Origin of the sequence: Rhizobium leguminosarum (genome assembly GCF_010668065.1) — a bacterium.
GTDB lineage: Bacteria > Pseudomonadota > Alphaproteobacteria > Rhizobiales > Rhizobiaceae > Rhizobium > Rhizobium leguminosarum_S.
This window is the reverse complement of the sequence record NZ_WUEN01000020.1, coordinates 25335-51620: the sequence shown is the minus strand read 5'-3', so window position 1 is coordinate 51620 and position 26286 is coordinate 25335. Positions and strand designations below refer to the sequence as shown.

Annotated in this window: 26 protein-coding genes; 10 read left to right on the top strand and 16 right to left on the bottom strand. The window is 62.6% G+C overall.

Annotation, left to right across the window (positions count from 1 at the left end; all coding sequences use genetic code 11):
* Positions 1 to 35: 35 nt before the first annotated feature.
* On the bottom strand, positions 36 to 812 hold the full coding sequence (locus GR198_RS32620; protein ID WP_164070323.1) for a DUF2076 domain-containing protein: 777 nt from the start codon (positions 810 to 812) through the stop codon (positions 36 to 38).
* Between the two features lie 232 nt (positions 813 to 1044).
* Here GR198_RS32620 and GR198_RS32615 point away from each other — a divergent pair, with 232 nt between their 5' ends.
* The 3 genes from GR198_RS32615 (at position 1045) to leuA (ending at position 5249) form a co-directional block, all read left to right on the top strand.
* Positions 1045 to 1629, top strand: coding sequence for an ATP-dependent Clp protease proteolytic subunit (locus GR198_RS32615; protein WP_003561390.1), 585 nt, complete (start codon positions 1045 to 1047; stop codon positions 1627 to 1629).
* Positions 1630 to 1838: 209 nt separating this feature from the next.
* On the top strand, positions 1839 to 3068 hold the full coding sequence (locus GR198_RS32610) for a benzoate/H(+) symporter BenE family transporter (protein ID WP_164070322.1): 1230 nt from the start codon (positions 1839 to 1841) through the stop codon (positions 3066 to 3068).
* 429 nt (positions 3069 to 3497) lie between these two features.
* Positions 3498 to 5249, top strand: coding sequence for a 2-isopropylmalate synthase (gene leuA / locus GR198_RS32605; RefSeq protein ID WP_027664091.1), 1752 nt, complete (start codon positions 3498 to 3500; stop codon positions 5247 to 5249).
* Between the two features lie 91 nt (positions 5250 to 5340).
* Here the strand turns inward: leuA and GR198_RS32600 are convergent, their stop codons facing one another.
* Positions 5341 to 5850 carry a winged helix-turn-helix transcriptional regulator gene (locus GR198_RS32600; RefSeq protein WP_204329240.1) on the bottom strand — a complete coding sequence of 170 codons (510 nt, stop codon included), beginning with the start codon at positions 5848 to 5850 and terminating at the stop codon, positions 5341 to 5343.
* Positions 5851 to 5855: 5 nt separating this feature from the next.
* On the opposite strand from GR198_RS32600, the gene GR198_RS32595 reads away from it, so the two are divergent.
* Positions 5856 to 6836: a quinone oxidoreductase family protein gene (locus tag GR198_RS32595; protein ID WP_164052756.1), complete on the top strand. Its 981-nt coding sequence runs from the start codon at positions 5856 to 5858 to the stop codon at positions 6834 to 6836.
* 57 nt (positions 6837 to 6893) lie between these two features.
* On the opposite strand, the gene GR198_RS32590 is transcribed toward GR198_RS32595, so the two are convergent.
* From GR198_RS32590 to GR198_RS32575, 4 genes are all read right to left on the bottom strand, one after another.
* Positions 6894 to 7739 (bottom strand): anti-sigma factor family protein, encoded by an 846-nt coding sequence (locus GR198_RS32590; RefSeq protein ID WP_164052758.1) that lies wholly within the window; start codon positions 7737 to 7739, stop codon positions 6894 to 6896.
* Between the two features lie 2 nt (positions 7740 to 7741).
* Positions 7742 to 8251 carry an RNA polymerase sigma factor gene (locus tag GR198_RS32585; RefSeq protein WP_003541801.1) on the bottom strand — a complete coding sequence of 170 codons (510 nt, stop codon included), beginning with the start codon at positions 8249 to 8251 and terminating at the stop codon, positions 7742 to 7744.
* Positions 8252 to 8438: 187 nt separating this feature from the next.
* Entirely contained in the window at positions 8439 to 8999 is a 561-nt protein-coding gene (locus GR198_RS32580; RefSeq protein WP_011652984.1) for a tetratricopeptide repeat protein, read from the bottom strand.
* A 159-nt stretch (positions 9000 to 9158) separates the two neighbouring features.
* On the bottom strand, positions 9159 to 10067 hold the full coding sequence (locus GR198_RS32575) for a metallophosphoesterase family protein (RefSeq protein ID WP_029873265.1): 909 nt from the start codon (positions 10065 to 10067) through the stop codon (positions 9159 to 9161).
* A gap of 70 nt (positions 10068 to 10137) precedes the next feature.
* Here GR198_RS32575 and GR198_RS32570 point away from each other — a divergent pair, with 70 nt between their 5' ends.
* Positions 10138 to 10617, top strand: a complete 480-nt coding sequence (locus GR198_RS32570; RefSeq protein WP_164070321.1) for an NUDIX domain-containing protein — start codon at positions 10138 to 10140, stop codon at positions 10615 to 10617.
* Between the two features lie 23 nt (positions 10618 to 10640).
* Here GR198_RS32570 and GR198_RS32565 read toward each other — a convergent pair whose 3' ends face one another.
* Positions 10641 to 11651 carry a glutathione S-transferase family protein gene (locus tag GR198_RS32565; protein WP_164070320.1) on the bottom strand — a complete coding sequence of 337 codons (1011 nt, stop codon included), beginning with the start codon at positions 11649 to 11651 and terminating at the stop codon, positions 10641 to 10643.
* Positions 11652 to 11918: 267 nt separating this feature from the next.
* On the opposite strand from GR198_RS32565, the gene GR198_RS32560 reads away from it, so the two are divergent.
* On the top strand, positions 11919 to 12482 hold the full coding sequence (locus GR198_RS32560; protein WP_164070319.1) for a GNAT family N-acetyltransferase: 564 nt from the start codon (positions 11919 to 11921) through the stop codon (positions 12480 to 12482).
* 1 nt (position 12483) lies between these two features.
* Here the strand turns inward: GR198_RS32560 and GR198_RS32555 are convergent, their stop codons facing one another.
* Genes GR198_RS32555 through GR198_RS32535 form a run of 5 tightly spaced genes read right to left on the bottom strand, consistent with a single transcriptional unit; the run spans position 12484 to position 19730 of the window.
* On the bottom strand, positions 12484 to 12900 hold the full coding sequence (locus GR198_RS32555; protein WP_164070318.1) for a GNAT family N-acetyltransferase: 417 nt from the start codon (positions 12898 to 12900) through the stop codon (positions 12484 to 12486).
* Positions 12901 to 12904: 4 nt separating this feature from the next.
* Positions 12905 to 14974 carry a hypothetical protein gene (locus GR198_RS32550; RefSeq protein WP_164070317.1) on the bottom strand — a complete coding sequence of 690 codons (2070 nt, stop codon included), beginning with the start codon at positions 14972 to 14974 and terminating at the stop codon, positions 12905 to 12907.
* Between the two features lies 1 nt (position 14975).
* On the bottom strand, positions 14976 to 17789 hold the full coding sequence (locus GR198_RS32545; RefSeq protein WP_164070316.1) for a DUF4159 domain-containing protein: 2814 nt from the start codon (positions 17787 to 17789) through the stop codon (positions 14976 to 14978).
* Complete coding sequence (locus GR198_RS32540) at positions 17786 to 18706, bottom strand: DUF58 domain-containing protein (protein ID WP_029873272.1); 921 nt, start codon at positions 18704 to 18706, stop codon at positions 17786 to 17788. Before GR198_RS32540 ends, GR198_RS32545 begins: the two co-directional genes overlap by 4 nt.
* A 13-nt stretch (positions 18707 to 18719) precedes the next feature.
* A complete protein-coding gene (locus tag GR198_RS32535; protein WP_029873273.1) occupies positions 18720 to 19730 on the bottom strand; it encodes an AAA family ATPase in 1011 nt (336 codons plus the stop codon).
* A gap of 158 nt (positions 19731 to 19888) precedes the next feature.
* On the opposite strand from GR198_RS32535, the gene GR198_RS32530 reads away from it, so the two are divergent.
* The 3 genes from GR198_RS32530 to GR198_RS32520 are packed head-to-tail and all read left to right on the top strand — an operon-like array spanning position 19889 to position 22409.
* Positions 19889 to 20512 carry a DUF1285 domain-containing protein gene (locus tag GR198_RS32530; protein ID WP_017994830.1) on the top strand — a complete coding sequence of 208 codons (624 nt, stop codon included), beginning with the start codon at positions 19889 to 19891 and terminating at the stop codon, positions 20510 to 20512.
* On the top strand, positions 20509 to 21159 hold the full coding sequence (locus GR198_RS32525) for a CoA pyrophosphatase (protein ID WP_017994829.1): 651 nt from the start codon (positions 20509 to 20511) through the stop codon (positions 21157 to 21159). Before GR198_RS32530 ends, GR198_RS32525 begins: the two co-directional genes overlap by 4 nt.
* Entirely contained in the window at positions 21156 to 22409 is a 1254-nt protein-coding gene (locus GR198_RS32520; protein ID WP_017994828.1) for a CCA tRNA nucleotidyltransferase, read from the top strand. Before GR198_RS32525 ends, GR198_RS32520 begins: the two co-directional genes overlap by 4 nt.
* Here the strand turns inward: GR198_RS32520 and GR198_RS32515 are convergent, their stop codons facing one another.
* From GR198_RS32515 to hemF, 3 genes are all read right to left on the bottom strand, one after another.
* Positions 22410 to 22595, bottom strand: coding sequence for a DUF1059 domain-containing protein (locus tag GR198_RS32515; protein ID WP_027683567.1), 186 nt, complete (start codon positions 22593 to 22595; stop codon positions 22410 to 22412).
* A 114-nt stretch (positions 22596 to 22709) separates the two neighbouring features.
* Complete coding sequence (locus GR198_RS32510; RefSeq protein ID WP_024319518.1) at positions 22710 to 22979, bottom strand: hypothetical protein; 270 nt, start codon at positions 22977 to 22979, stop codon at positions 22710 to 22712.
* A gap of 103 nt (positions 22980 to 23082) precedes the next feature.
* Positions 23083 to 23994 carry an oxygen-dependent coproporphyrinogen oxidase gene (gene hemF / locus GR198_RS32505; RefSeq protein ID WP_029873276.1) on the bottom strand — a complete coding sequence of 304 codons (912 nt, stop codon included), beginning with the start codon at positions 23992 to 23994 and terminating at the stop codon, positions 23083 to 23085.
* Positions 23995 to 24172: 178 nt separating this feature from the next.
* Between hemF and GR198_RS32500 the strand changes: the two genes are divergently transcribed.
* The gene (locus GR198_RS32500; RefSeq protein WP_029873277.1) at positions 24173 to 24433 is read left to right on the top strand and encodes a hypothetical protein; all 261 of its coding nucleotides are present in this window, start codon (positions 24173 to 24175) and stop codon (positions 24431 to 24433) included.
* Between the two features lie 3 nt (positions 24434 to 24436).
* On the opposite strand, the gene GR198_RS32495 is transcribed toward GR198_RS32500, so the two are convergent.
* Complete coding sequence (locus GR198_RS32495) at positions 24437 to 26083, bottom strand: Na/Pi cotransporter family protein (RefSeq protein WP_029873278.1); 1647 nt, start codon at positions 26081 to 26083, stop codon at positions 24437 to 24439.
* Positions 26084 to 26286: the final 203 nt, after the last annotated feature.

Below are 26286 nucleotides of genomic sequence, written 5' to 3'. Positions count from 1 at the left end.
TGCGGCAATCGCTGCCCATCTCTACCCGCTAAATCTCACACATCCGTCGTGTCGTCGCCGGACGAGTCGTCGCCGTCGTCGTAATCGGCCTGCTGGATATTGTCGTTATCCTTGTCGTCTGACGCGGTATCAGCGGCCTGGCGGGTGTCGTCATTGCCGTAATAGTTGTTGATGACGGTTTCCTCGGTGGGCGCACTGGCATTGCCGAAGGGATTGGCGCCGAAGGGCGAGCCCAAGCCGAGCGAGGACATGTGGTTGCCGAAGATACCGCTCAGCGAATTGGCAAGCAGCATGCCACCGGCAACACCCGCCGCCGTGCCGAGCGCGCCGCGCAGGAAGCTGCCGCCGGCCGACGGCGCAGAGGCCTGCTGGCTCCAGGGGCCGGTCGGCTGCTGCTGGGGCTGGCGGACATCGCGCTCGTAGCCGCGGGAATCGTCATAGCCGCGGGACTGCTGGCCCCAGGGACCGGGATTGGAGGGGCCAGGATTGGAGGGGACTGGCGCCGGTTGCTGCGCCTGGGTGTTGCCGAAGATCGAGCTCAGAAAGCCGCCGCCCTGCTCGGCCTGGCGGTGTTCGCTCTCGCCGGCCTCCAACTGGCGGACACGCTCTTCGAGTTCCTTGATGTGGTTGGCGGCTGCCTCAAGCCCCTTTTCCTGAACGATGACGGCCTGGGCCAGATAATAGGTGGCGGAGGGCTGTTCGCGCGTCGCCTGGTCGATCAGGGCCTCGGCGTCGCGGTCGCGCGGTGTGGCCGCGGCGGTGCGTACGCGGTCGAAGAGGGCGGTCAGCAATTGGCGTTCTTCGGGTGACATTGTCCTGCCTCCTAATGATCTGATGCGGCGTTTGCCGCGTGAGGGCTGAGGTAGGAACGGATTTAGGCTTTTCAAAGCCTTTCGCCGTTACAATTCAGTAAGGCTTGCAGAACGGCGCGCGGCTTCTTAAGGATATCTCCATCGCTTCGGTGCCTTGTGTTTTTCCCGCATTGTTTTAGGCATTGAGTCGCACTATGTGCGAGGAACCCGAATTCATCTCCAAGAGGTTCGAATGAACGACGAAGACCAGGACGACAAGACGAAGGAACTGCCGCTCGGCAAGGAAACGGAGGCGAATCTTTTCAAGTCGCGTTCGATCTTCATCTACGGACCGATCAATCAGGAATTGGCGCAGAAGGTCTGCTCGCAGCTTGTGGCGCTTGCCGCGGCCAGCGACGAGGACATCCGCATCTATGTCAATTCGCCCGGCGGCCACGTCGAATCCGGCGATTCCATTCATGACATGATCAAGTTCATCAAGCCGAAGGTCTGGATGATCGGCACCGGTTGGGTCGCCTCCGCTGGCGCACTGATCTATGTCGCCACTCCGAAGGAGCGGCGCCTGTGCCTGCCGAACACGCGCTTCCTGCTGCATCAACCCTCCGGCGGCACGCGCGGCATGGCATCGGACATCGAAATCCAGGCGCGCGAGATCATCAAGATGAACGAGCGCCTGAACAGGATCATGGCAGCGGCCACCGGCCAGCCGCTCGACAAGATCGACAAGGATACGGATCGCGACTACTGGCTTTCGGCCGAAGAAGCGAAGGAGTATGGCCTCGTTTCACGGATCGTGACGTCGCAGGCCGATATCTAAGTTTTCCCAGCCAAAACTGCCAAGAACCCGCCCTTGCCTGCCGATCGCAGGTGAGGGCGTTTTGTTTTCGGCCAGAGCCTTTCCTGGTCAGAATGCTGCAATCTGGCCAGGAAAGGCCTTAGTGTTTGAACGGAGATGATCTCCTCGCGGCAACGTCTGAACGGAAAGCACTGAATCTAGACTTGCACCTGCGGCAACCATCATGCTCCATGCGGCATTCGCGCAGCTCGAGTCCCGCCATGCTCAAAGATTTTTCCGTCCAAGCCCTGTTCATGGGGCTGCTGACCGCCTTCGTCGGTTCCGCCAGCTCCTTCGCCGTTGTGCTGCACGGGCTGCAGGCGGTCGGCGCCACGGATGCACAGGCGGCTTCCGGGCTGATGGCATTGTCGATTTCCATGGGCGTCTGCGCGATCGTGCTGAGTGCCGTGACCCGATTGCCGATCAGCATCGCCTGGTCGACACCGGGTGCCGCACTGCTGGCAAGCACCGGGGTGATCGAGGGTGGCTTCAATGCGGCGGTCGGGGCATTCCTGATCTGTGCTGCGCTGATTATCATTGCGGGACTGTTCAAGCCGCTCGGGCGAGCGGTTGCCGCCATTCCGGCACCACTCGCCAATGCAATGCTCGCCGGCGTTCTGATCGGCCTCTGCTTCGCGCCGGCAAAGGCGATCGGCTTCAATCCGCTGTTCGGCCTGCCGATCGTCGTCGCTTGGATCGTCGTCGGCGCCTTCAAGCGGCTTTGGGCGGTGCCGGCAGCACTCGCGGCCTTCGTGCTGGTGCTCGCCTTCGGCGTCGATATCCCCGACGGTGCGCTCAGCTCGCTGGAGCAATCACTGGTGCCGACGGCGGAGATCGTCCGGCCAGTGTTCAATCTTGCCGGCCTCATCTCGATCGCGCTGCCGCTCTTCATCGTCACCATGGCTTCGCAGAACATTCCGGGTATCGCGGTGCTGAAGGTCAACCACTACGACCCGAAGCCCGGTCCGCTCTTTGCCGTCACCGGCTTCTTCTCGCTGCTCTCGGCGCCGTTCGGCGGCCACGCGGTCAATCTGGCGGCCATCACCGCGGCGATGTGCGCCGGGCAGGATGCCCATGCCGATCCGAAGCGGCGCTATTGGGCGTCACTGATTGCCGGCGTCGGCTATATCATCCTCGGGCTGCTCGCCGGCGCGGTGACGGCCTTCGTCGCCCTTGCGCCGTCCATCCTGATCGAGGCGGTGGCGGGCCTGGCGCTGGTCGGCGCCTTCTCGTCCTCGGCGATGTCGGCCTTCCAGGCGCCGGACTCACGTGAGGCGGCGGCAATCACCTTCCTCGTGACCGCCTCCGGCGTTTCCTTCGGTGGTATTTCCGGCGCCTTCTGGGGCTTGATCGCGGGTGGGCTGATGCTGGCGCTGTCGCAGCTGGTGAAGATTTGGAAAGACCGGGCTCAGTCGAGGTAACGGAAGGTCGTTCTGCTCTCCAAATGCCGGATCCTGGCGCTTTCAAGCGGCTCCGCCGGCAATAGGCGGGCAGTTCGTCGACCGTTGGAGACGACCAAAAGCCGGGCAAGGACTTGCCAGCGTCACCGGCCGAGGTTATAAGCGCGGTCATGAAGACCACTGGCGCCAGAATTTCTGACACGATTGCACGCGGCCGCATCGCCCTCCGTGACAATACGCGCGCCCTGACCTCGCTTCTTCTCCTCGGCCTTACGCGCGGTTGCCGGGTCCTTTGAGGAGCGCCCGGCGGCCGAAAGCCCGCCCGGCCATCGCTCCTCGCGACTCACTTTCAAAATTGACCTAACGACCGACAAGGTCCGCATTTGTTTATCGCCAAGCCCGACGTGATCGGCTAAGAGCGGGCAAATGCCGGGACGAGGAGACGATACGATGGACGCGAAGACGCAATCCCCCCGAGATAAGATGGCCTCCAAGAGCGAGATGAGCCCCGCAAAAGGCATGCCCGACGCCGCGGTTAAATACCGCGCCTATCCGCAGGTGAACATTCCCGACCGCACGTGGCCGACAAAGACCATTACCAAGGCACCGGTCTGGTGCTCGGTCGACCTGCGCGACGGCAACCAGGCGCTCGTCGATCCGATGGGCCACGATCGCAAGGCGCGCATGTTCCATCTGCTGATCGAGATGGGCTTCAAGGAAATCGAGATCGGTTTCCCCTCGGCTTCGCAGACCGATTTCGACTTTGCCCGCTGGTGCGTGGAGGAGGGCAATGTGCCCGACGACGTCTCCCTGCAGGTGTTGGTGCAGTGCCGCCCGGAACTCATCACCCGCACCTTCGAAGCACTGGAAGGCGCAAACCGGCCGATCGTGCACTTCTACAACTCCACCAGTGAGTTGCAGCGCCGCGTCGTCTTCGCCAAGGATGTGCAGGGCATCAAGCAGATCGCCGTCGATGCCGCCAAGATGATCACCGATATGGCCACGAAGGCTGGCGGCGGTTACCGTTTCGAATATTCCCCGGAGAGCTTTACCGGCACCGAACTCGATGTGGCGCTGGAGATCTGCAACGCCGTCATCGAGGTCGTCAAGCCGACGCCCGACAACAAGCTGATCATCAACCTGCCGTCCACCGTCGAGATGGCGACGCCGAACGTCTATGCCGACCAGATCGAATGGATGTGCCGCAACCTCGACAATCGCGAGAACCTGATCGTTTCGCTGCATCCGCATAACGACCGCGGCACCGGCATTGCCGCTGCCGAACTGGCACTGCTGGCAGGGGCCGACCGCGTCGAAGGCACGCTGTTCGGCAATGGCGAGCGTACCGGCAATGTCGACATGGTGACGATGGCGCTGAACATGTTCACGCAAGGCGTCGATCCCGAGATCGACTGCTCGAATATCGAGCGCATCAAGGAAGTGTTCGAATATTCGAACCAGATGGCGATCGGCGAGCGTCATCCTTACGTCGGCGAGCTGGTCTATACGGCCTTCTCCGGCTCGCATCAGGATGCGATCAACAAGGGTATGAAGGCAGCACAGGTCGCCAACCATCCCGTGTGGGAGGTCCCGTACCTGCCGATCGATCCGCGCGATGTCGGTCGTTCCTACGAGGCGATCATCCGCATCAACTCCCAGTCCGGCAAGGGCGGCATCGCTTATATCCTGCAGCAGGATTACGGGTTGAACCTGCCGCGCAACCTGCAGGTGGAATTCCGCGAGGATATCCAGCGCATCACCGACGTAGAGGGCAAGGAGCTTCCGTCCCGGCGCATCTACGACCGCTTCATCGAGCGCTACGTGACACAGCCGGAAGGGCGCCTGCGCTTCGTCGACCATCACACCTATCCTGACACTGAGCACAAGGGTCAGCGGATCGTCGCAGCCGAGATTACCGACAATGGGGAGATCAAGCGCATCGAAGGGCGCGGCAACGGTCCGATCGACGGCTTCATCAATGCGCTGTCGCATTATCTCGGCATCGAGATGTCGGTCGAGGACTATTCCGAGCATTCGCTCCAGCATGGCTCGAACGCGGCGGCGATCTCCTATGTCGAGACCTCCTATCCCGGCGGCAAACTCTTCGGCGCCGGCATCAATACCAACATCGTCGCGGCATCGCTGGAAGCGATCGTCTCGGCCGCTAACCGCGTGCTCGACGTGAAGGCCGGCAAGGCCTGATTTCGGAAGGTCTCAGGCCGCGACCGCACTACTGCATAATTCCTTAAATCGGAATCGATTTAAGGAAAAAATTATGCAGCAATTTAAAGTGTTACAGCGCTCTATGCGCGTCTGAAAAGACGCGCGGCGCTGTATCGCGGCGCGGCCTGACGATGCAGTCGGCGACCTCGCCGGCTTCATTTCGCGCCTCTGCGTGGCGCTGGCCCCATTGGCAGAGCGCCAGTAGCACCGGTTCGAGACCAAGGCCGAGTTCAGTCGCGCTGTATTCGACACGGGCGGGGACCTCGGCGAAGATCTGGCGGGCGACCAGCCCGTGCTCCTCCATCTCGCGCAGCTGCTGGATCAGCACTTTCTGGGTAATGGCGGGCATCATCCGCTTCAGCTCCGAAAGACGCTTCGGGCCGGAGAAGACGTAGTAGAGGATGATGGGCTTCCAGCGTCCTGAGATCACCTTCAGCGCACGCTCGACCGGCAGCTCGGGGAGTCTTTTCATCGGCTCAGCCATGGTCACCTCCTGGTGGGTATGGCACGAAAGAGTGTGTATTTTTATCTGATAGTCTATTGCTAAACCTGCCCCACGCCAATCAGACGTGAGGTGCATCTGTCATGAAAGCCGTCCAATTCACTCGCTTCGGCTCGCCCGATGTTCTCGAGGTCGTAGAACTGCCGGTCCCCGAGCCGGGGCCGGGTGAGGTTCTCGTCCGCGTCCATGCGGCGGGTGTCAACTTCTTCGAGGTGTTGATGCGGGCCGACCGTTACGCCGCAACGCCCGACCTGCCGATGTTTCCCGGTGTCGAGGTCGCGGGTACGATCGAGCGAGCAGGGCCTGGTGCCGACCGCTCGCTCATTGGCATGCGGGTTGCCGTTCCTCTCTTTGCGATCGGGCGCGGTTCGGGCGGCTATGCCGAATTCGTCGCGGTCGACGGCGGGGCGGTGGTGCAGCTGCCGGATGCGGTTTCTTTCGAGGCGGCTGCCGGGCTGATGGTGCAGGGGCTGACGGCGTTGCATCTGCTGCGCCGCAGCCCCGCGAAAGGCAAGAATGTTCTCGTGAGTGCGGCAGCGGGCGGTGTCGGGTCGCTGCTGGTGCAGTTCGCGAGACGTGACGGGGCGAAGATGGTGATCGCGGCGGCGAGCAGTGACGAGAAGAGGGCGCTTTCCCTGTCTCTCGGCGCTGATCATGCGGTCGATTACACGGCGCCTGGCTGGCAGGAGGACGTCAAAAGGCTGACCGGAGGGCTCGGCGCGGATATCATCTATGAAACCGTCGGCGGCGCCTTTTCAAGGGCGGCACTGGATGCGCTGGCGCCTTGCGGTGAGCTGGTGCTGGCGGCGATGGGGCGGTTCGGGCTTGAGGCGACCGATGTCGAGCACATGCTTGACGACAATCAGTCAATCAAGGGATTTTCGCTGTTGCCGCTGCTGACGCCTCGGGGGGTACGAGAGGATCTTGCCGAACTCTTCGAGCTTGCCGCGGCGGATGCCCTGACGCTTATCGACGGTGGTCGTTTCCCACTGCATCAAGCGGCGGAAGCGCATCGCGCCATCGAAGGGCGGCGGGCGGTCGGCAAGGTGGTGCTGGTGCCTTAAATCAAAGAAGGCGACGCACGATGTCGTGCGATACCGCTCGGCATCATGCTCCAGCAATCAGATAGCGGTGGCGATCTCCATGGCGAGCTGGCCGAGCGTTGCTTCGGCGGAGGGGCCGGCAAGCACATAGGAGGTGCCGGCATTGTGCCAGGTCACGAGGCCGATCTCGTCCTTGATCGTTTCCTTGAAGTCGTCGGTCTCCGGCGGCTGCGCGTCCTTGCGGAAGCAAATGGAGATGATGTCGCCATCGGAATTAGAATAGACGAGCTGTCCGACAGGGCGGCTGTCGCCAAGGATGACGCGCGCGCCCTGGAAGGTCCAGGCTTCGGCGCTCAGATCCGGCACGCGGAAGGGCACGCCGATCGCCGTCGTCAGCCAGCTGGAGATTTCCTCGGCCTGCGAGGCGGGCACTTCGACGAGATGACGGGGCTGGCGGATCAGCAGGCGCTGATAGGCGGTGACGTCGCCCAGCCAGTCGCTGGTATTGGCCGGTGCCGTATTGGTGGTAGCCGTGCTGGCAATCTCGTCGGCATCCGGCGCGGCGCCGACGAAATAGCCGATACCACAACCGAGGACAAAGAGGATGAGGGCGGCGGCCAGTGCCTGCGTGCCGCTCGGCGCCAGTTTCACTTGCGGGCGCGTGGCGCGCTGGGCGATCGGCGTTTTCGGCGGCTGCGTGCTCTTGATCGAGCGGACGAGGGCGAGCGGTACAGGCTCCTTCAGGATATCGTCGAGGCGGCGGCGGCCGAAATCAGCCCCGTGGCGCAGCTTCTCATGCAGCCGGCGTGCATTCTCGTCGCTTGCCAGACGCTGCTCCAGTTCGTGCCGCTGTTCGGGCGAGACTTCGCCGTCGAGAAGGGCGGTGAGCTGGGCTTCGAGCGGCAATTTCCTAAGATCGAGCAAATTCAGAACCTGTGGATCGGGTGGGTGCCGGCAAGCCCGGCGAAATGCAGCCTCGCGGTCGCGAGCTGCGAGACGACGTTTGCCACCGGAATGCCCATGATGTCGGCCGCCTGCTGGTAGCTGTGGCCTTCGACGTCGACCAGCAGGAACATGCTGGAAACGCCATCCGGCATATCGGAAATCATGTGATGGATGGTGTCGGGATCGACCGCGGCCGAGCGTTCGCGCGCGGCCTCGCGAATATCGGTGACGTTGCCGCGGACGGAAGCCTTCGGCTTGCGCTTGCGGTTGTCGTCGGTCCATTGCTGGCGCGCAAGCGTGTAGATCCAGCTTTCCAGCCGGCCTTCGCCGCTCCATTGATGACCTTTGGAGATGGCGCGCTGACAGACGGCCTGAACGAGTTCATCGGCCACGGCAACCTCACCCGCGAGCGTTATCGCGAAGCGGCGAAGGCGGGGCAGGAGGCCGACGAGATCACGCCGGAGATCGATGGTCGTTGCGGGCTGACGCATTGTCTATCCAAGAAGCATTCACAATGGTTTCGCGGACGAAGGGTTCGCCGTCGGGCGCGAAACCGACTTTATCGACGCCGTCGATGCATGCGCTTTATGAAACAAGTCTCCTGCACTTCGCAAGCATCCGGTCGTCTTCATCCCTCTTTCCCAAGGGATTTTCGTATTGTCGCCTGCAAAGCTTGCGTCAATATGTCTTGTAGCCGTTCAAGCTTTGCAGCAGGGAGCGATAGGCCCAGGTGCCTTCGCCGCCGCGATCACGGATTTCGACAAGCTGGACGCGAGCACCCTGGATGTCTCCCTGTTCCACCAGCGCCATGCCCATATAGGAGCGGGCGAGGATATAATTCTCATCCGCCTGCAGCGCCTTGCGGTAGTAGGACATGCCGAGCTCCATGCGGCCGGCCTTGCGGTTGGCGTAGCCGAGATAGTTCAGGACGCGCGGGTCGTTCTGGTTGCGAGCGAGATTGAGCACGGTGATGGCGTTGTCATACTGGCCGGCATAGGCAAACTCGCGGGCGAACTGATAGAGATCGTCGTCGTTGAAGCTGCTCTTCTTCGGGTTGACACATTCCTTCTTGGCCTTGTCCCAGACCTTGCCGCCGGTGCAGGTCTTGGTCGTCTGGGTCTTCGGCGGCGGATTGGTATCATCGTTGCTGTCGCCGGCCGCGAAAGCGGCCGTGGCGATGCCGAAGGCAAAGCCGGCGGCGAGCGAAAGTCTGGACAGGTGGCGGAAAGAAGAAGTCATCGGCACGCTCCGTTCTCAGGCAATGCAGTTGCTCGAATTGTACGCTTACCACTAAAAATACCAAGAGGGTAAGCAACCTCTGTGGCAAATGTTGCGACGGTGGACTGATGTCCTCGCAGATCGATTCAAGTGCTGCACAAAAAGAGCTAGGAACCAGCGCTAAGGCGCGAAAATATCGGCGCTTTCCGGCATCACCGCGTCGCCGGCCCTGTTGAGGCTGAAGCGCTCGCCGCTGAGCTCCCAGGCGCCGGGAGAGCCGTCGATGGAGAAGAGGTTGTAGGCGGCGGGCGGCTTGATGCTGCCCGGTCCCTGCGAGGCAGAGGCTATGCCGACGACCGGCACCGGCTGCATCTGGCCGCGCAGCCAATGCAGCGTGTTGAGGTGCGTATGGCCGTGCAGCACGAGTTCGGCGCCGCCCGTCGAAATCACGGCGGCGAAGCGGCGGATGCCGATCATCCGTTTGTAGAAGGCCGTGGCGCCGCGGATCGGCGGGTGATGGATCATGACGACGCGGAAGAGGCCAGCTTCGCCAGCCGCACGCAGTATGTTGACGGTATCGCGGGCCTGTCGCGCGCCGAAAAAGCCAGAGGCGGCGAAGGGAGGGGTGGCGACCGCCGTCGAACAGCCGACGATCGCGACTTTGCCGCGAACGCGCAGATAAGGAAATATATGGCGGTTCTCCGGCCATTGCGGCGGAGCGAGATCGCCGCGGACATAATCGTACCAGGCGCGCATCGACTTCTCGTAGGAGCCGGGCACATAGGCATCGTGATTGCCGGGAACGACCGACGTGTCTGCGGGATCGCCCAGCGCGCGCAGCCAGGCGGCAGCCGAGCGGATCTCGATGCCGCTCGCCAGATTGACGAGGTCGCCGGTGACGGCCAGGTGATCGGCCTGATGGGCGCGGATGTCGTCGAGCAGCAGATCCAACGTGCTGCCGAAAAGGTGCTTGCGTCGATTTCGATGCCAGTTCACAAAGCCTGTTATGCGTTTTGAAAACAGCTCTTGAATGGAAAGACTGGGCAACGGCCCGAGGTGGACGTCGGAGATATGCGCGAGCTTGAACATGCTACGAGACATAGACCAGCTTATTGACAAATCAAACACATCCGGCGCGATGAACAGCTGAAACGGAGCGATGGTGGATAAAGAGAACCGGCCCCTTTACATAAGGCTGGCGTTGCGCCTGCTGCATGTCTATTTCAGTTTCGTCCGCAGCATGACCGTGGGCGTGCGGGCTGCCTGTTTCGATGCAGACGGGCGCATCTTTCTCGTGCGCCACAGCTATATCGGCGGCTGGCACATGCCGGGCGGCGGGCTGGAGCGCAACGAGACGGTCGAGGAAGCGCTCGTCAAGGAATTGCGCGAGGAGGGCAACCTCACGATCATCGGCAAGCCGCAGCTGTTCCAGGTCTATTTTAATACCACGACCACACGGCGCGACCATGTCGTCTTCTACCGCGCGACTGTCGAGCAGACGGCGCCGCGGCCGCCGGACTGGGAGATTTCCGACAGCGGCTTCTTTTCCCTCGACAGCCTGCCCGAGGGCACGACCAAGGCGACGCATCGCCGTCTCGCCGAGCTTCGCGGCGATCAGGAGCCTGCCCACCGCTGGTGAGCTTCAGGCAGCCATTCAAACTGCTACAGCGTCCTTTGCGCGTCTGAAAACACGCGCGGCGCTGTGGCACGGCCGTGCGGACTGTCGAGATCGAGCGCCGGGCCGACGGGAACGATGCCGGTCGGATTGATCGTCTTGTGGCTGCGGTAATAGTGCTGCTTGATGTGGTTGAGGTTCACCGTCTCGGCAACGCCCGCCGTCTGGTAGAGGTCGCGCAGATAGCCAGGCAGGTTGCGGTAGTCGGCGATGCGGCGGATGTTGCACTTGAAATGACCGACATAGACGGCGTCGAAGCGCACCAGCGTGGTGAACAGGCGCCAGTCGGCCTCGGTCTGACGGTTGCCGAAGAGGTAGCGACCCTTGCCGAGGCGTTCGTCGAGCATGTCCAGTGTTTCGAACAGCGTGCCGACGTTTTCCGCATAGGCTTCCTGGGTGGTGGCAAAGCCCGCCTTGTAGACGCCGTTGTTGACGGTGTCGTAGACGGTGGCGTTCAGCGCATCGATGTCGGCGCGAAGGTCCTCGGGATAGAAATCGGCTGTCGAACCGGTCAGCCCGTCGAAGGCGCCGTTGAACATGCGGATGATCTCGGCGGATTCGTTGTTGACGATCGTGCCGGTCTTCTTGTCCCAGAGCACGGGAACGGTGACGCGGCCGGAATAGTGCGGATCGGCTTTGACATAGACCTGCCAAAGCGCGGACGCGCCGAAGAGGTGGTCGCCGGTGGCGCCGTCGCCGACCTTGAACTCCCAGCCGTTCTCGAGCATCAGCGGATCGACGACGGAAACCGAGATCAGCTTTTCGAGCTTCTTCAGCTTGCGGAAGATCAGCGTTCGGTGCGCCCAGGGGCAGGCGAGCGAGACATAGAGATGGTAACGCCCGGCCTCGGCCTTGAAGCCGCCGTTGCCGGAAGGGCCGGCCCCACCGTCCGATGTCACCCAGTTGCGGAACTGCGAGGGCTGCCGCTTGAAATGGCCCTTGCTCTCCTTCGTGTCGTACCAGGCGTCATGCCAGACGCCGTCCACCAGCATTCCCATGATCTTCATTCCCTTGATTGCGTGTTGGGACGGAGGATATCGCAGATGGCAGGGCTTTACAGGCGGCAAAGATTGAACAGTGCGTCACATCGTTCGGGCACCGCATAATTCAAAGTGTTGCAGCGCCCTTTGTGGCTCTCGAAAAGATGCGCGGCGCTGTGGTCGTGCATTTTGCGTTGGACGACGGAAATTTTTCCTGCTATCGGCCTTTTCACGATTTTCGGACCCCTGCCTGATGTTCATTTCCAGAAACCCGCGACGACGCTGATGCTCCCGAACGCCCAAGGCGTGTTCGAGACTCATCAATCTGTCCATCCGGTTTCTGTCATCATGTACAAGCACGATCTCGTCTACCTCACTGAAGACGCGTCTCATGACGCCGCCATCGAACACATCAACGAAGAAGCCTTCGGTCCCGGCCGCTTCACGCGCGCTGCCGCGCGCATCCGCGAGCAGGGGCCCCATGATCTGTCGCTTTCCTTCATCTGCACCGATAATGGTGAGACGATCGCCTCCGTGCGCATGACGCCGGTGCTGGCCGGCACGGTGAAGGGACATCTGCTCGGTCCGCTCGCCGTCCGCCCCTCCCACAAGAACCAGGGCATCGGCCGGGAACTGGTGCGGATTGCGGTGGAGGCGGCAAGACGCAAGGGCTCGGAAGCCGTTATCCTCGTCGGCGATCCACCTTACTATGGCCCGCTCGGCTTCGAGAAGGTCGCCTACAACGCCCTGTCTTTTCCAGGCCCGGTCGATCCGGGCCGTGTGCTCGTCGTTCCGATCGCCGAGGGCGTGCACGCGCGGCTGAAGGGCACGATCGCCTGGTGCGAATGACTTAGAGGCTTTTCCTGAGGAAGCTGCGCGTGCGGCCCTCCGGAAAATCCTCAAGCTCGCCGAAGACTTCATAGCCCTGATTGAGATAGGCGCGCAGCGCCTGCGGGTTGAAGGTGTCGATCCAGGCGCCGCGGCAACCCCGGGCTCTCGCCTCTTCTTCCGCCTTCTCAAGGATGTCGCCCGCCATGCCGGTGCCGCGGAGCGTATCGGGGATGTAGAGCATCTGGGTGAAGAGCCAGCCCCAGGCGGTAAAGCCCGAAAGGCCGCCCGTCACCTTGCCGTCGGTATCGCGGATGAGGACCGCGAGCGGCCGGCGATCCGATGGGCCGACATCGGCGTTGTTGAACGCCGAGAGCGCATCGGTGATCACCGCCAGTTCCTCCGGCGAGGGCGAGGCAGTCAGCTCGAATTCCGGCATGAGATTAGCGCCCTTCGCGCCACCACATGGCGCCGAAGGCGAGCAGCAGGATACCGACGCCGGCGAAACCGGCAAAGAGCGGCAGCGTGTTGATGCCCTTCAAGACCGTCTCGTTGGTCATGCGAATCATCATGCGATCGTTGTCGGAGACGCGGACCTGGCCGCGCACCGGCAGGATCGGCGGCACGGAGATCGCGCCATTTGCATTGGAGACGCGGGCGACGAGACCCTTGCTTCTGTCGGCGACCGGCTGCAGTACATCGGTCGTCGAGATCATCGCCTTGAATTCCGGTGCGTCGACCGCGCCGATATGGACGAGCGTCGACAGCCTGCCGTTGCGGACCTCGAAGAGGCCGATTTCGTCCATCCTCTTCTCGGCTTTGTAGAGCCCGGGTTCGGACTGGGTGAGCGACAGAGTTTCGGTCTTGCCGGAGGGATAACGCACTGTGGCATTGCCGGGATTGTCGCCGATTGTCTGGCGGGTGACTTCAAGGGTCCGGCCAGAGGCGCGCGCAGTCAGCGCTTCTTCCTCGAGCGCCGGCTCCTTCATCAGCCAATGGGCGATACGGCGATAGAGCGAAACGTTCGGACCGCCGCCTTCGAAGCCGCGCGCCCAGAGCCAGCCCTGATCGGAAAGCAGCATGGCGACGCGGCCCTGGCCGGCGCGGTTCAGCACCAGCAGCGGGTGGTTGTCGGCGCCGAGCATGATCGTCTCGCCCTGCGGCCGGTCGACATCGACGCTGCGGAACCAGCGGCCCCAATGCGGCGGGTCCTCGCCCGAACCGTCCAGGCCGCGCGTGACGGGATGTTTGCGGCCTTCCTCGGAGAGGCGGGGATAGAAGGCCTTCTCGATCATCTCTCCGGTGGGCGTTGCAGGCAGGACCGAGGAAAGCGGCGTCAGTGCAATGGAATCGGGGCCGGCATGCTCGGGACCGGCGGCGATCAGCAGCGCGCCGCCGTTGTCGACATATTGCGCGATGTAATCGTAATAGAGCAGCGGCAGCACGCCGCGGTGCTGGTAGCGATCGAAGATGATCAGGTCGAAATCCTTGATCTTGTCGACGAAGAGCTCGCGCGTCGGGAAGGCGATCAGCGACAGCTCGTTGATCGGCGTGCCGTCCTGCTTTTCCGGCGGACGCAGGATGGTGAAGTGGACGAGATCGACCGAGGCATCGGATTTCAGCAGGTTGCGCCAGGCGCGCTCGCCGGCATGCGGCTCGCCGGAGACAAGCAGAACGCGGAGATTCTGGCGGATGCCGTCGATGACATGGACGGCGCGGTTGTTGGCGGTGGTGACTTCGCCGGGAAGTGCTGCGACCGAGAATTCGAGCACATTGCTGCCGCCACCCGGCACCTTGAAAGAGAACGGCGTATCCTGCCCGGGTGTCGCCTGCAGGGTGGCGATCTCGTCACCATTCAGCTTTACCGTGACATCGGCCGTGCCGCCGGGGCTCGGGCCGTCGTCGAAGACGCGCAAGATCACCTGCTGCTCTTCGTTGACGATGCCGAAGCGCGGTCCCTTGATGACTTCGATGCGGCGATCGAATTCGTTGGCCTTGCCGGTTACGAGGCCATGGATCGGCGCGTCGAAACCGAGCGCCTGATTGGCGCCCGGAACATCATGGACTTCACCGTCGGTCAGCATGATGGCGCCGCCGATACGGGCGGGCGGGACATCGGCAATGTTGGCCGACAGCGCGTCGAACAGGCGCGTGGACGGCACGTCGGAATTGACGTCGCCTTCGACATCGACGAAGCGGGGCTCTATCTGGGGAAAACGGGCGAGCTGTCCCTTCAAGGCCGCAAGCGCATCGTCGGTCATCTTGACGCGATCGGGCGTCTGCTGGCTCTGGCTTCGATCGACAAGAACGGGAACGATCGTCGACAACTGATCACGATCTTCCTGCAGCAGCACAGGATTGACAAGCGCGGTCAACATGGCGAGTGCTGCCAGTGTTCTGATCCAGGCGCCGCGAATGCCGCGCCAGATGGCGAAGGCGGCGATAACAGCGCTGACGACAGCCAATGCAGCCAGAATCGACCAGGGCAGGAAGGGCGAAAAGTCAAACGTCATCTCATTGTCCTAACCGTTCGAGGAGGTCGGGAACATGGACCTGGTCGGTCTTGTAGTTGCCGGTCAGCATGTACATCATGATGTTGACGCCGGAACGGTAGGCATATTCGCGCTGCGTTTCATCCGACGGCACGGTCGGCAGTATCGGTACGCCGTTTTCGTCGATTGCCCAGGCGCCGGCGAAATCATTGCCGGTGATCAGGATCGGCGAAACGCCGTCGGCCGTCGCCGCCGATTTTTCGCTCGGCCCCTGACCGCCTTGCCGGGCCTCGATCCAAAGAGGGCTTCCGGCATAACGACCGGGAAAGCTCGACAGGAGATAGAAGGATTTCGTCAGCACGTGATCTGATGGTACCGGTTCGAGCGCCGGAATGTCGAGATTGGCAAGGATTGCCTGCAGCCTCTCACCGTTGGCGCTGACATTGCCGCCATTGTCCAATGCGCTGATCTGATCGCGCGTATCGAAAAGCACGGTGCCGCCATTGCGCATATAGGCATCGATACGGCTGATCGCCGCCGACGATGGCATCGGCGCCGTTGCCGAAACCGGCCAGTAGATGATCGGATAGAAGGAGAGCTCGTCTTTGGTGAGGTCGATGCCGACGGGCGGTGCCGGTTCCAGCGTCGTGCGAAAGGTCAGGAACTGGGTCAGTCCCTCGAGACCGCGCTCGGATATATTGTCCACATCCTGTTCGCCGGTGACGACATAGGCGAGGTGGGTGTTGTCAAGCCTTTGCAGGATGAGGTCGTCGCCGGGCTGGGAGTCGTCGGCGTGAAGCGTGCCGGGTTGCACGAGAAAGCCGGCGCAGACGGCGACCGCGATCATCGCGGCGGTGCGGACAGCCGGGCGCAATCGCGAGAATGCGCCATTCATGAAGAGGACGATCAGGCTATCGGCCAAGAGCAGCAGGAAGGCTGCGAGAAAGAGCGCGGGTTTTGCCGACCAGCTTTCGCCGCCGATCAGGCCTTCGCGCACGGCATTGGTCCCTGTTGTGTCGAGCGGCTTCAGTTCCGCGTTCTCGGGCAGCACGTTCAGGGAGGTGAAACCATCCTCCGAACCATAGAGCCCGGGAGGATTGTCGAAATTCGCCGTCGGTTCGACTCCGGCCTGTGGAATGAGCGGCCGCGCCGATCCCGTCTCGGAGACGAGCGTGCCCTTGGCCGTCAGCATGCGGAATGGCGGCAGGGTTTCGGAGACACGCGCATTGCCGCGCGCCTCCGATGTCACGCCGCCCGAGCGCGATATCTGCAGGAGGTGGCGCAGCATGTCGACGAAAGTGCCGGAGATCGGCAGATCGGACCAGGTCGCTTCCGCGGTGACGTGAAACAGGACGATCTGACCGGATGCGAGCTGCTTCATCGTGACGAGCGGCGTGCCGTCAGCCAGGCTTGCCCAGGTGCGTTCGGCAAGATCGGGTGTCGGTTCGGCAAGCACTTGCCGCTTGACGACGACATCGGAGGGACGCGCTATGCCGGCGAAAGGCCCGAAACTCGGAAATTCGGCAAGCGACTGCGGCTCGCTCCAGGACAAGGTGCCGCCCAGCGCCCGTTCTCCCTGACGCAGGATGACAGGGATCAGCGGATCGTCCGCAGGGGCTGCCGCCATGCGTGGGCCGGCAAAACGCAGGAGCATGCCGCCATTCGATATCCAGCGCGTCAAAGGCTCGTAGGTCTCCTCCGGCAGCCGGCCGATGTCGGCCATGATGATGATGGAGGGATTGCTGGTGAGAAGTTTTGGTATTGCGACCGAAAGATCGGAATCGGCAGGTTGGATCAGATCCGCATAGGGTTGCAGCGCCCGCTGGATATAATAGAGCGGCGAGAGCAGCGGCTGGAACTCGTCCCCCCCTTCACCTGACAGCAAGACGACGCGGCGCCGCTTGAATGCGTCGTCGAGAAGGTGGACGGCGCCTGCCGTCGCGCCATTGTCGACGCTGACGCGCGCGAAATCGTTGCGCATCTCGAAGGGGGCGGTGATCGAACTGGTCGCGACGCTCTGGCCGGGGCGGAAATCCGCCCTGCCATTGGCGATCGAGCGGCCCTGGGTATCGACGGCGTTCAGCGCTACCGATGCTGCCTGCGAACTGTTGAGCCGCGTGACCATGACGGTCATGGCATCCGCCGCATTGTTGGCCGCAGTGATTGCGACCGTCCGCGCGGCATCGCCCTCGATCAGGCGCAGATCGGCGGGCTGAAGTTCGGCGAGCCTGCGCACCGTCGCGTCGTCGGGCCTGGCGGCGGCGCCGTCAGTCAGGAAGGCGAGGGTACCGGGCTTGATGCCGTTCAGGGCGGCGCGCAGCGCCTGGAAGGTGCGTTCGCGGTCCGGCACCAGCGGTCGCGGCTCGGCGGCGCGCAGCTTGTCGCGGGCGGCAGCGGCGGTGCCGGGCACGGCGTCGTTGGTCGGATCGGCGGTAAAGGCGATCGACACGGGCGTGCCGGCGGATTCGGCGTCGTCTATCAACGCGTCGGCGGTCTGGATGCGGCGCTCCCAGTCGGGTGCCGCCGCCCAGCTGTTGTCGACGAAGAGGACGAGCGGGCCACCTGATGCGAGCGAACTGGTGCGTGGATTGAAAACCGGATCGGCGATCGCAAGGATGATGGCGGCAGCGAGTAGCATGCGCAGCAGTGTCAGCCACCACGGGCTTTGCGCCGGCGTCTCCTCGCGCTTCAGCACCGAGGCGAGGATTTTCAGCGGCGGAAAGACTTCGGTCTTCGGACGTGGCGGCGTCAGCCGCAGCAGCCACCAGATGACCGGCAAGGCGACGAGCGCGCCGAGAATGGCGGGATAGGCGAAAGCGAAGGGAAGGGCGTTCATAGCTGCCCTCCATGCGTCGCCTTGGCCGGCATGCCGGACAGATACATGTGCACCGCGACCAGCGCCTCCGACGCAAGGTGATCGGTGCGGTGGCTCGCGAAGGTCCAGCCGAGATGGCGCAGCGACTGGCCGAGGCTGTCCCTGCGGGCGAGGTAGGCGTTGCGATAGGCCTCGCGGATATGTTCGGCGCGGCCGGAGATAAGCTTGGCGCCGCTCTCCGGATCGGTGAATTCGGTGCGGCCGCTATAGGGGAATATCTCTTCGGCCGGATCTGATATCTCGACCACGTGGCCGCGCAGGCCGCGGCGGGCAAGCGGGCCGAGCCGTTCCATGATTGCCGGCGCATCGTCGAGGAAATCGCCGATAAGGACGAGGTCGCTCCAGCCGCGGATCATCGCCGTTTCCGGCAGTCCGCCGGTCAGCGGCGTGTGCATCAGCGCGGCTGCGAGGCGTTCGGCGGCGTTACGGGCGGAGGCGGGTTCCATGATGCCGGGGCAACCGATGCGCTCGCCGGAACGGGCGAGGATTTCGGCAAGCGCCAGCATGACGACCAGTGCGCGGCTTTCCTTGGAGACGCTGCCATAGCTCGACTTGTACATCATCGAGGGCGACATGTCGCACCAGAGCCAGATCGTGTGCGCCGCCTCCCATTCGCGCTCGCGCACGTAAGTATGGTCGTCGCGGGCGGAGCGGCGCCAATCGATGCGCGACAGGCTCTCGCCCTCGGAATAGGGACGGAACTGCCAGAAATTCTCGCCGATGCCGCGCTTGCGGCGACCATGCCAGCCGGCGATCACGGTGTTGGCGATGCGCTTGGCTTCCACCAGGCAGTCCGGCACCAGGGCGGCCCGCTGCCTGGCGCGGGAAAGGGCATCGCTGCCTGACGTCGGGTTGACGATCTGTCCGATAGATGCCACGCGTCCGGCTTCCTTATCCCTTTGCCTGCTTGACCAGTCCGGCGATGACGTCACGCACCGACATGCCTTCGGCGCGGGCGGCGAAAGTCAGCGCCATGCGGTGCTGAAGAATGGGTTCGGCGAGCGCGAAGATATCGTCAAGAGACGGTGCGAGACGGCCTTCGTAGAGCGCGCGGGCGCGCGCGCAGAGCATCATCGCCTGGCCGGCACGAGGGCCAGGCCCCCAGGCGACGTTCTTGTCGGTCGAGGCATTGCCCTGTCCGGGGCGGGCGGAACGCACCAGCGCCAGGATGGCATCGACAACCGTGTCGCTCACCGGCATCTGGCGGACCAGCGTCTGGATCTCGATCAGCCGCTGCGCATCGATGACGGCTTCCGGCCGGGTTTCGCCCAGGCCGGTCGTCTCGAGCAGGATCTGGCGCTCGGCGGCGAGTTCGGGGTAGTTGACGTCGACCTGCAGCAGGAAGCGGTCGAGCTGGGCTTCGGGCAGGGGATAGGTGCCTTCCTGCTCGAGCGGGTTCTGCGTGGCGAGCACATGGAAAGGCGCCGGCAGGTCATAGCGCTGGCCGGCGATCGTGATGTGATATTCCTGCATCGATTGCAGAAGGGCCGACTGGGTACGCGGCGAGGCGCGGTTGATCTCGTCGGCCATCAGGAGTTGGGCGAAGACCGGGCCCTTGACGAAACGGAAGGAGCGGCGTCCACTGTCGTCCTGGTCCATCACCTCGGAGCCGAGAATATCCGAGGGCATCAGATCCGGCGTGAACTGGATGCGGTTGGCGGCAAGGCCGAGCACCTCGCCGAGCGTCGTCACCAGTCTGGTCTTGGCAAGGCCGGGAACGCCGACGAGCAGGGCATGACCGCCTGACAGCACGGCGAGAATGGTGTTCTCGACGACGCTTTCCTGACCGAAGATCACCTTCGAGACTTCCCCGCGGATGGCGGCGATATCGGAGAGCGCCTTTTCGGCGGCGGCGACGATCGCCTTATCATCGAGGCTGGCTTCGGTCTTCATCATACCCATGCGTATCTCCAACGGCTGAAATCATTCGGCAGCGAATCGGCGGACTTATACATGTGCCTCATACCCGATAGAGTTATGGAGATGTGACGGGCTGACAAGTTCGTTGCGAATGACTATCTCGTGACTTTACTTCGTTAAGGACAAACCGGGACGGAAGAATGGCAGCCGAGGAAATCAGCGGACAGGCGGATGCGGCGGGACTTGCCGCACTGATTTCGCGCGCGTCTCAGGAAAATGCCGGTAAAAAACGAGGATTACCGCCGGTCGAGCGGTGGAATCCGCCTTTCTGCGGTGATATCGACATGGAAATCCGGGCTGATGGTACCTGGTTCTACATGGGCACGCCGATCGGCCGACCGGCGCTGGTGCGGCTGTTCTCGACGGTTTTAAGAAAAGATGACGACCAGAAGACCTATCTCGTAACTCCTGTGGAAAAGGTCGGTATAAGGGTCGTCGACGCGCCTTTCATCGCCGTGGAGATGAGCGTGACGGGGGGGCAAGACCAACAGGTGCTGACCTTCCGCACCAATGTCGGCGATGTCGTGGAGGCGGGAGGAGAGCATCGGCTGCGCTTTGCCATTGCGGGCGAGAATGCCGAACTGAAACCCTATCTGCATGTGCGCGGGCGGCTGGAGGCGCTGGTGTCGCGTGCGGTGATGTATGAACTGGTCGCGCTCGGCGAGACGCTCGAGGTCGAGGGACAGGCGATGTTCGCCGTCCGCTCGGCCGGAGAGGTCTTTGCGATGATGCCGGCCGATGAACTGGATGCGCTTTCCCGATGAATGATGCAATTACCCACCGTTATCCGCTGTTTTCTGCAGCCGAATTCCGCCGCCGCGCGCTCAACCAGAATGGTGGGCCGGTCGATCATGCCTGGCGCGATCACGGGGATCATATCCTCAATCCCGATATCGTCGCCGAGGTCGAGACCTTCAAGCTGCGCGACGCCGCCGTGCTCGTGCCCGTCGTCGACGACGGCGAGGAAGCGCATGTGATCTTCACCAAGCGCACGGCGACGCTACGCAAACATTCCGGGCAGATCGCCTTTCCCGGCGGCTCGATCGATCCCGACGATATCTCGCCCGAAATGGCGGCGATCCGCGAGACGGAGGAGGAGATTGGCCTGGCCGGTTCTTTCGTCGAAACCGTCGGGCGGCTGCCGAATTACCTTGCCTCGACGGGCTTCCGCATTACGCCGGTGCTCGGCGTCGTCTCGCCGGGCTTTGCGCTGACGCTGAACCCGACCGAGGTGGACGACGTTTTCGAGGTGCCGCTTTCCTTCCTGATGGATCCTGCCAATCACACCCGCGACAGGCGTGTCATCGACGGCATCGACCGGCATTTCTACCGCGTGCCCTATGAAACCAGAATGATCTGGGGCATCACCGCCGGCATCGTCCGCACGCTTTATGAAAGGCTTTATGCATGACCGGCATCGCCGACCAAGCATGGTTCCGCGACCCGGCGCTCGGCCGGATCTTAGCGCTTCTCAACGCCGATGGCGGGGAAGGGCGGGTGGTTGGCGGTGCTGTGCGCAACAGCCTGATGGGCCTGCCGGTCAATGATGTCGACATAGCCACGACACTCAGACCGGAGGCGGTGATGGAGCGGGCGGCGGCGACCGGCATCAAGGCAGTCCCAACCGGCCTCGAGCACGGCACGGTGACGCTCGTCATCGACGGCAAGCCCTTCGAGGTGACGACCCTTCGCACCGACGTCGAGACCGACGGACGCCATGCCAAGGTTGCCTTCAGCACCGACTGGAAGGCAGACGCCGAACGGCGGGATTTGACGATCAACGCGCTTTATGCCGATGCGGGGGGCGAGGTGGTGGATCTCGTTGGCGGGCTTGCCGACATCGAGACGCGCAACATCCGCTTCATCGGCGATGCCGCAAGGCGTATTGCCGAGGATCATCTGCGCATCCTGCGCTTCTTCCGCTTCTTTGCCTATTACGGTTCCGGGCGGCCGGATGCCGAGGGGCTGAAGGCATGTTCCGTCGCACGTTCGAAACTGACGACGCTTTCGGCAGAACGGGTCTGGTCCGAGTTGCGAAAGTTGCTAGGTGCTGCGGATCCCGGCCGCGCGCTGCTGTGGATGCGGCAGGTGGCGGTGCTGACGGAAATCCTGCCGGAAACCGAAAGATGGGGGATCGATGCGATCCCTTCGCTGATCACCACCGAAAAGGCGCTCGGCTGGACGCCCGATCCGTTGCTGCGTCTTGCGGCGATCGTGCCGCCCGATGCGGCACGCATGGAGGCGCTTGCCGCCCGGCTCAAGCTCTCGAATGCGGAGGCGGCCACTCTCAAGGCCTGGACCATGGCAGCGCCCGTTAATGACGAGATGTCGTCGGCGGCCTTCGAACGGCTGCTTTACCGCAACAGCACCGACGGCATCACGACACGGCTGAAGCTGGCGCTTGCGGTTGCGCGCGGCAAGGCTGAAAGCGATTTCGACGAAATGGCGCGGTCGGCGCGGCTTATCAAGCTGCTGGACAGGGCAATGCACTGGAAGAAGCCACAGTTTCCGCTGAGCGGCGGCGACGTGATTTCGGCAGGAATCGCGTCCGGCCCGCGCGTCGGCGAGCTGCTGGCCGGCCTGGAAAACCAGTGGGTGGAGGAAAACTTCGTTTCCGACCGGGCGGCGCTGCTCGCCCGGCTGCAGGAACGCGTGCAATAATCAGGCTGCGTTCGCCTCGTCGCGGATGCGAGCCTTAATATTATCCACCATGTTCTCGCGGATCGTGGTTTCGCCGTGAGCGTCTTTCAGGTGCTCGACGGCCCGGCGGACGACCTCGGCGTCATTATCCGCCCTGGTATGCCAGGCGCAGCCGGGAACGAGTGTGCCACATTCGAAAAGTCGCATGGTCTTTTCCTCTATCCTGAACACAACGACAATCGCGCTTTCACGCGACTGATGAATGTGCGGGAGGAGAGAAGGTTCCGGCCGGCATCGACATGCCAGCCGGCGAAAGCAGTATCAGTCGGGCATCGCCCAGGCTTTGTAAGTATCCGAAAGGTGCTCGGGCATGTTGCTGTTGGCGGCCGCTGCTTCGTTCTGCAGCTGTTCCGGCGACTTTCCGCCGGCCAATTGCAGCTTGACCTGCTCGATGAAGCAGGACAGCGGCAGATCCGAGCCGCTCTTGGTCCTGAGTTGCTCGGCGATGCGCGTTAGAAACTCCGGGGTGTCGATCGTGCGGGATGTTTCCTGGACATCCGCGGACGCAGGCGAGCCACTTTGTATCGTCATGACAATCCTCCTCCGATTGTTACGCACATACATATAAAGTTAGGACGCACTGAGTTTTCGTGAAGGTCTATCACCTCGAATTTATCGATGAGATATCACAGTTTCATGGCCAGCGGACGACAGGGGGCAACGAAGAGAGAATGGATTCAACGTTGCCGCCGGTCTTCAGGCCGAAGATCGTGCCACGATCATACAGCAGATTAAATTCGACGTAGCGGCCCCGGCGGATCAATTGTTCGTCGCGATCGGCCTCTGTCCACAATTTATTGAAGTTGGAGCGGACGATTTTTGGATAGACCATGGCGAAAGCCCGGCCGACATCTCGCGTGAAGGCGAAATCGGCGTCCCAGCCGCCGGCTTCCTCGCTTGAATGCAGCCAGTCATAGAAGATGCCGCCGATGCCGCGGGCCTCGTTGCGGTGTTTCAGGAAGAAATAGTCGTCGCACCAGGCTTTGTACGCATCGTAATCGGCGACGGCATGATTGCGGCAGGCGATCTCCATGGCCTTGTGGAAGAGCTGGCTATCCTCGTCCTCCTGCGTGCGGCGGCGCGACAGCACCGGCGTCAGGTCGGCCCCGCCGCCGAACCAGCGGCTGGTGGTGACGACCATGCGAGTGTTCATGTGCACGGCCGGAACGTTTGGGTTGACGGGATGGGCGATCAGCGAGATGCCCGAGGCCCAGAAACGCGGATCGTCCTTGGCGCCCGGTATCTGGGCGCGGAAATCCGGGGCGAATTCGCCGTAGACGGTGGAGGTATGGACGCCGACCTTTTCGAAGACGCGGCCTTCCATCATCGACATCCGGCCACCGCCGCCGGCGCCGTTTTCGCGTGACCAGTCCTTGGCAACGAAGCGGCCGGGCTCCTGGTCGGACAGCGGTCCTTCCAACTCATCCTCGATGGCTTCGAAGGAGGCGCAGATCGTATCGCGCAATCCCTCGAACCAATTGCGGGCGGCAGCCTTCTTCTCTTCAATATCGTCAGGCAAGCCGATCGGCAGTTCCGGTCTTTCCATTTACGCCTCCGACGGTCGGCATCTCCTTCGGAGGCGACTCGCTCATTCTTGATTGCACGTCATGATTAGCAGTTGGTGCTGCATCTCGCCAAGCCGAGGCAAGCACCGCCGAGCACTTCCAAGATTCGACTCGCAAATCAAGAATTTCGATACTACCTTTTCCGAGGAGGTAGGTTTGATGAAGAAAGTTCCAGGGCCTCCGTCCTTCGACGGCCTGAAGCGCAGGATAGCGAGACATCGGGCGGAAAATCCCCCGAGCAAGAGAGACCATTTCGTGCGTGAGACATATTGCCTCGGCCTCATGGACGCACGCGCCAAGGCGCGCGAATGGTTCGACGAATATCCGAAAGCCGCCTACTGGACCGAGGTGGAAAGCTGGCGCCAGCTCGACGGCGACCAAATCGAATTCACCATGCGCCGCCTGCCTTCGGCCGACTGACCGTCACTTAGCAGTCGCCCGCACGCGGCTTTCGATCAGTAGGCCGCTTTCATCCATGATCGGATGCGCCACCGAGACAATGTGGGCGTTGATGCGCTTCAGGTCGCGCAGCATGTCGAGATGCAGCGAACTCGTTTGCAGGCTGTCGGCGCGTCCGTCACGCAGGCGTTCGAGATGGCGCTCGGCAGACTGTTTCTCCATCCGCCGCACCTCGACCTTTACCTCCATCATCTGGCGCGCGAGATTGAAATCGCGGGTGACGAAGATCGTCTGGGCGACGCGCAGATTGTCGATCGTCAGGTCGAACAGCTTGCGCAGTTCCTGATGACCATCCTCGGAAAATTTCAGGCCAAGGGAGATCTTCTTCGCCACCTGCTCCAGCAAGCCCTTCTCGATGATATCGCCCATATGTTCGAGGTTGATCGCATAATCGATGACGACGATCGAGCGGCGGGCGTTCTCGTCGCTGAGACCCTCGCGGCCGAGCTTCGAGAGATAGACTTTCACCGCCTGCTGCAGCCGGTCGACGCGGTCTTCGAGGGCGGATATCTCGGCAAGCTTCGATGCGTCGTTACGCTCGAAAGCTTCGGAGACCCGGATCAGCATGCGCTCGATCAGGTCGCCGACGCCGAGCACTTCGCGGGTGGCGCTGGCAAGGGCAACGACCGGCGTCGAAAGCTCCTGCGCATCCAGATATTTCGGGGCGCTGTCAGGCTCGGCCTGATCCGGCACCAGCCGGGCCATCAGGGCGGCGAGCGGCCGGGAGAATGGCCAGGCCAGCGCGGCCAGCAGAAGGTTGAAGGCAAGATGCGCATCGACCGGCAGCTTGGCAGGGCCGAAGGGCAGCATTTGGATGAGTTCCGCGCCATATCCCGCCAGCGGCAGGGCGATGAGGCAGCCGAGCGTGCGGACGGCGAGATTGCCGAGGGTGACGCGCCGAGCCGAAGCCGGCCCGGACAATGTCGCGACGACAGGCGGTATTGCGCCGCCGAGATTGGCGCCGAGCACGAGCACGATGACAAGTTCGGCGGAGACCATGCCGGCTGAGGCGAGCGACAGGATGAGCACCACCACCGCAAGGCTCGACGAGGACGCGAAGGCAAGTGCTGCCGAGACGATCATGGCCACGGGCAGGGCGCCGTCCAGCAGGCCGATGAAGGCGGCTAGGGCGGGAGAGGCGCGCATCGGTTCCGTTGCAAGGCCAAGGAGGTGCAGCGACAACAGCATCAGCCCGATGCCGATCAGCGCTGTGCCGCCGCCCTGGCTGGCGCTGGAACGGCCGCGGCAAAGCACGATGCCGGCAAGGATCAGAAGCGGAGAGAGCCATTCGATGCCCGTTGCCACGATCCAGGCGGTGATCGCGGTGCCGACATTAGCACCGAGCAGGACGATCTGCGCCATGCGCGGCTTGATCAGGTCACGCTCGACGAAGGAGGCGGTCATCAGCGCCGTTGCAGTGGAGCTCTGCAGCGCGATGGTTGCGACGAGTCCTGACAGGAAAGAACGAAGGCTGCCGCGCGTGCCCGTCGCCAGACCTGTTCTCAGGCGGGCGCCGAAGGCCCTGGACACGCCATCCTTTACCTGCGCGAGGCCGAACAGCAGCAGAGCCACGGCGCCGAACAGGTTGATCATGATGATTGTAGAGTCCATTTTATTGTTTTTATTCTTCTTTCACAGAGCTGGAGAAGTGCTGTTTTTCTCACATGGCCATTCCAACTTGTTGGAATCATGGAAGCCAATGCGGAGTTTTTGATTGCCCGGCTAATAAATATACGCCGGTTTGACAGATAGACAACGCTATTTTGCGACATATTCTGGAGCGTATCGGCAATTCCGCCGGCTTTGCTCCGCCA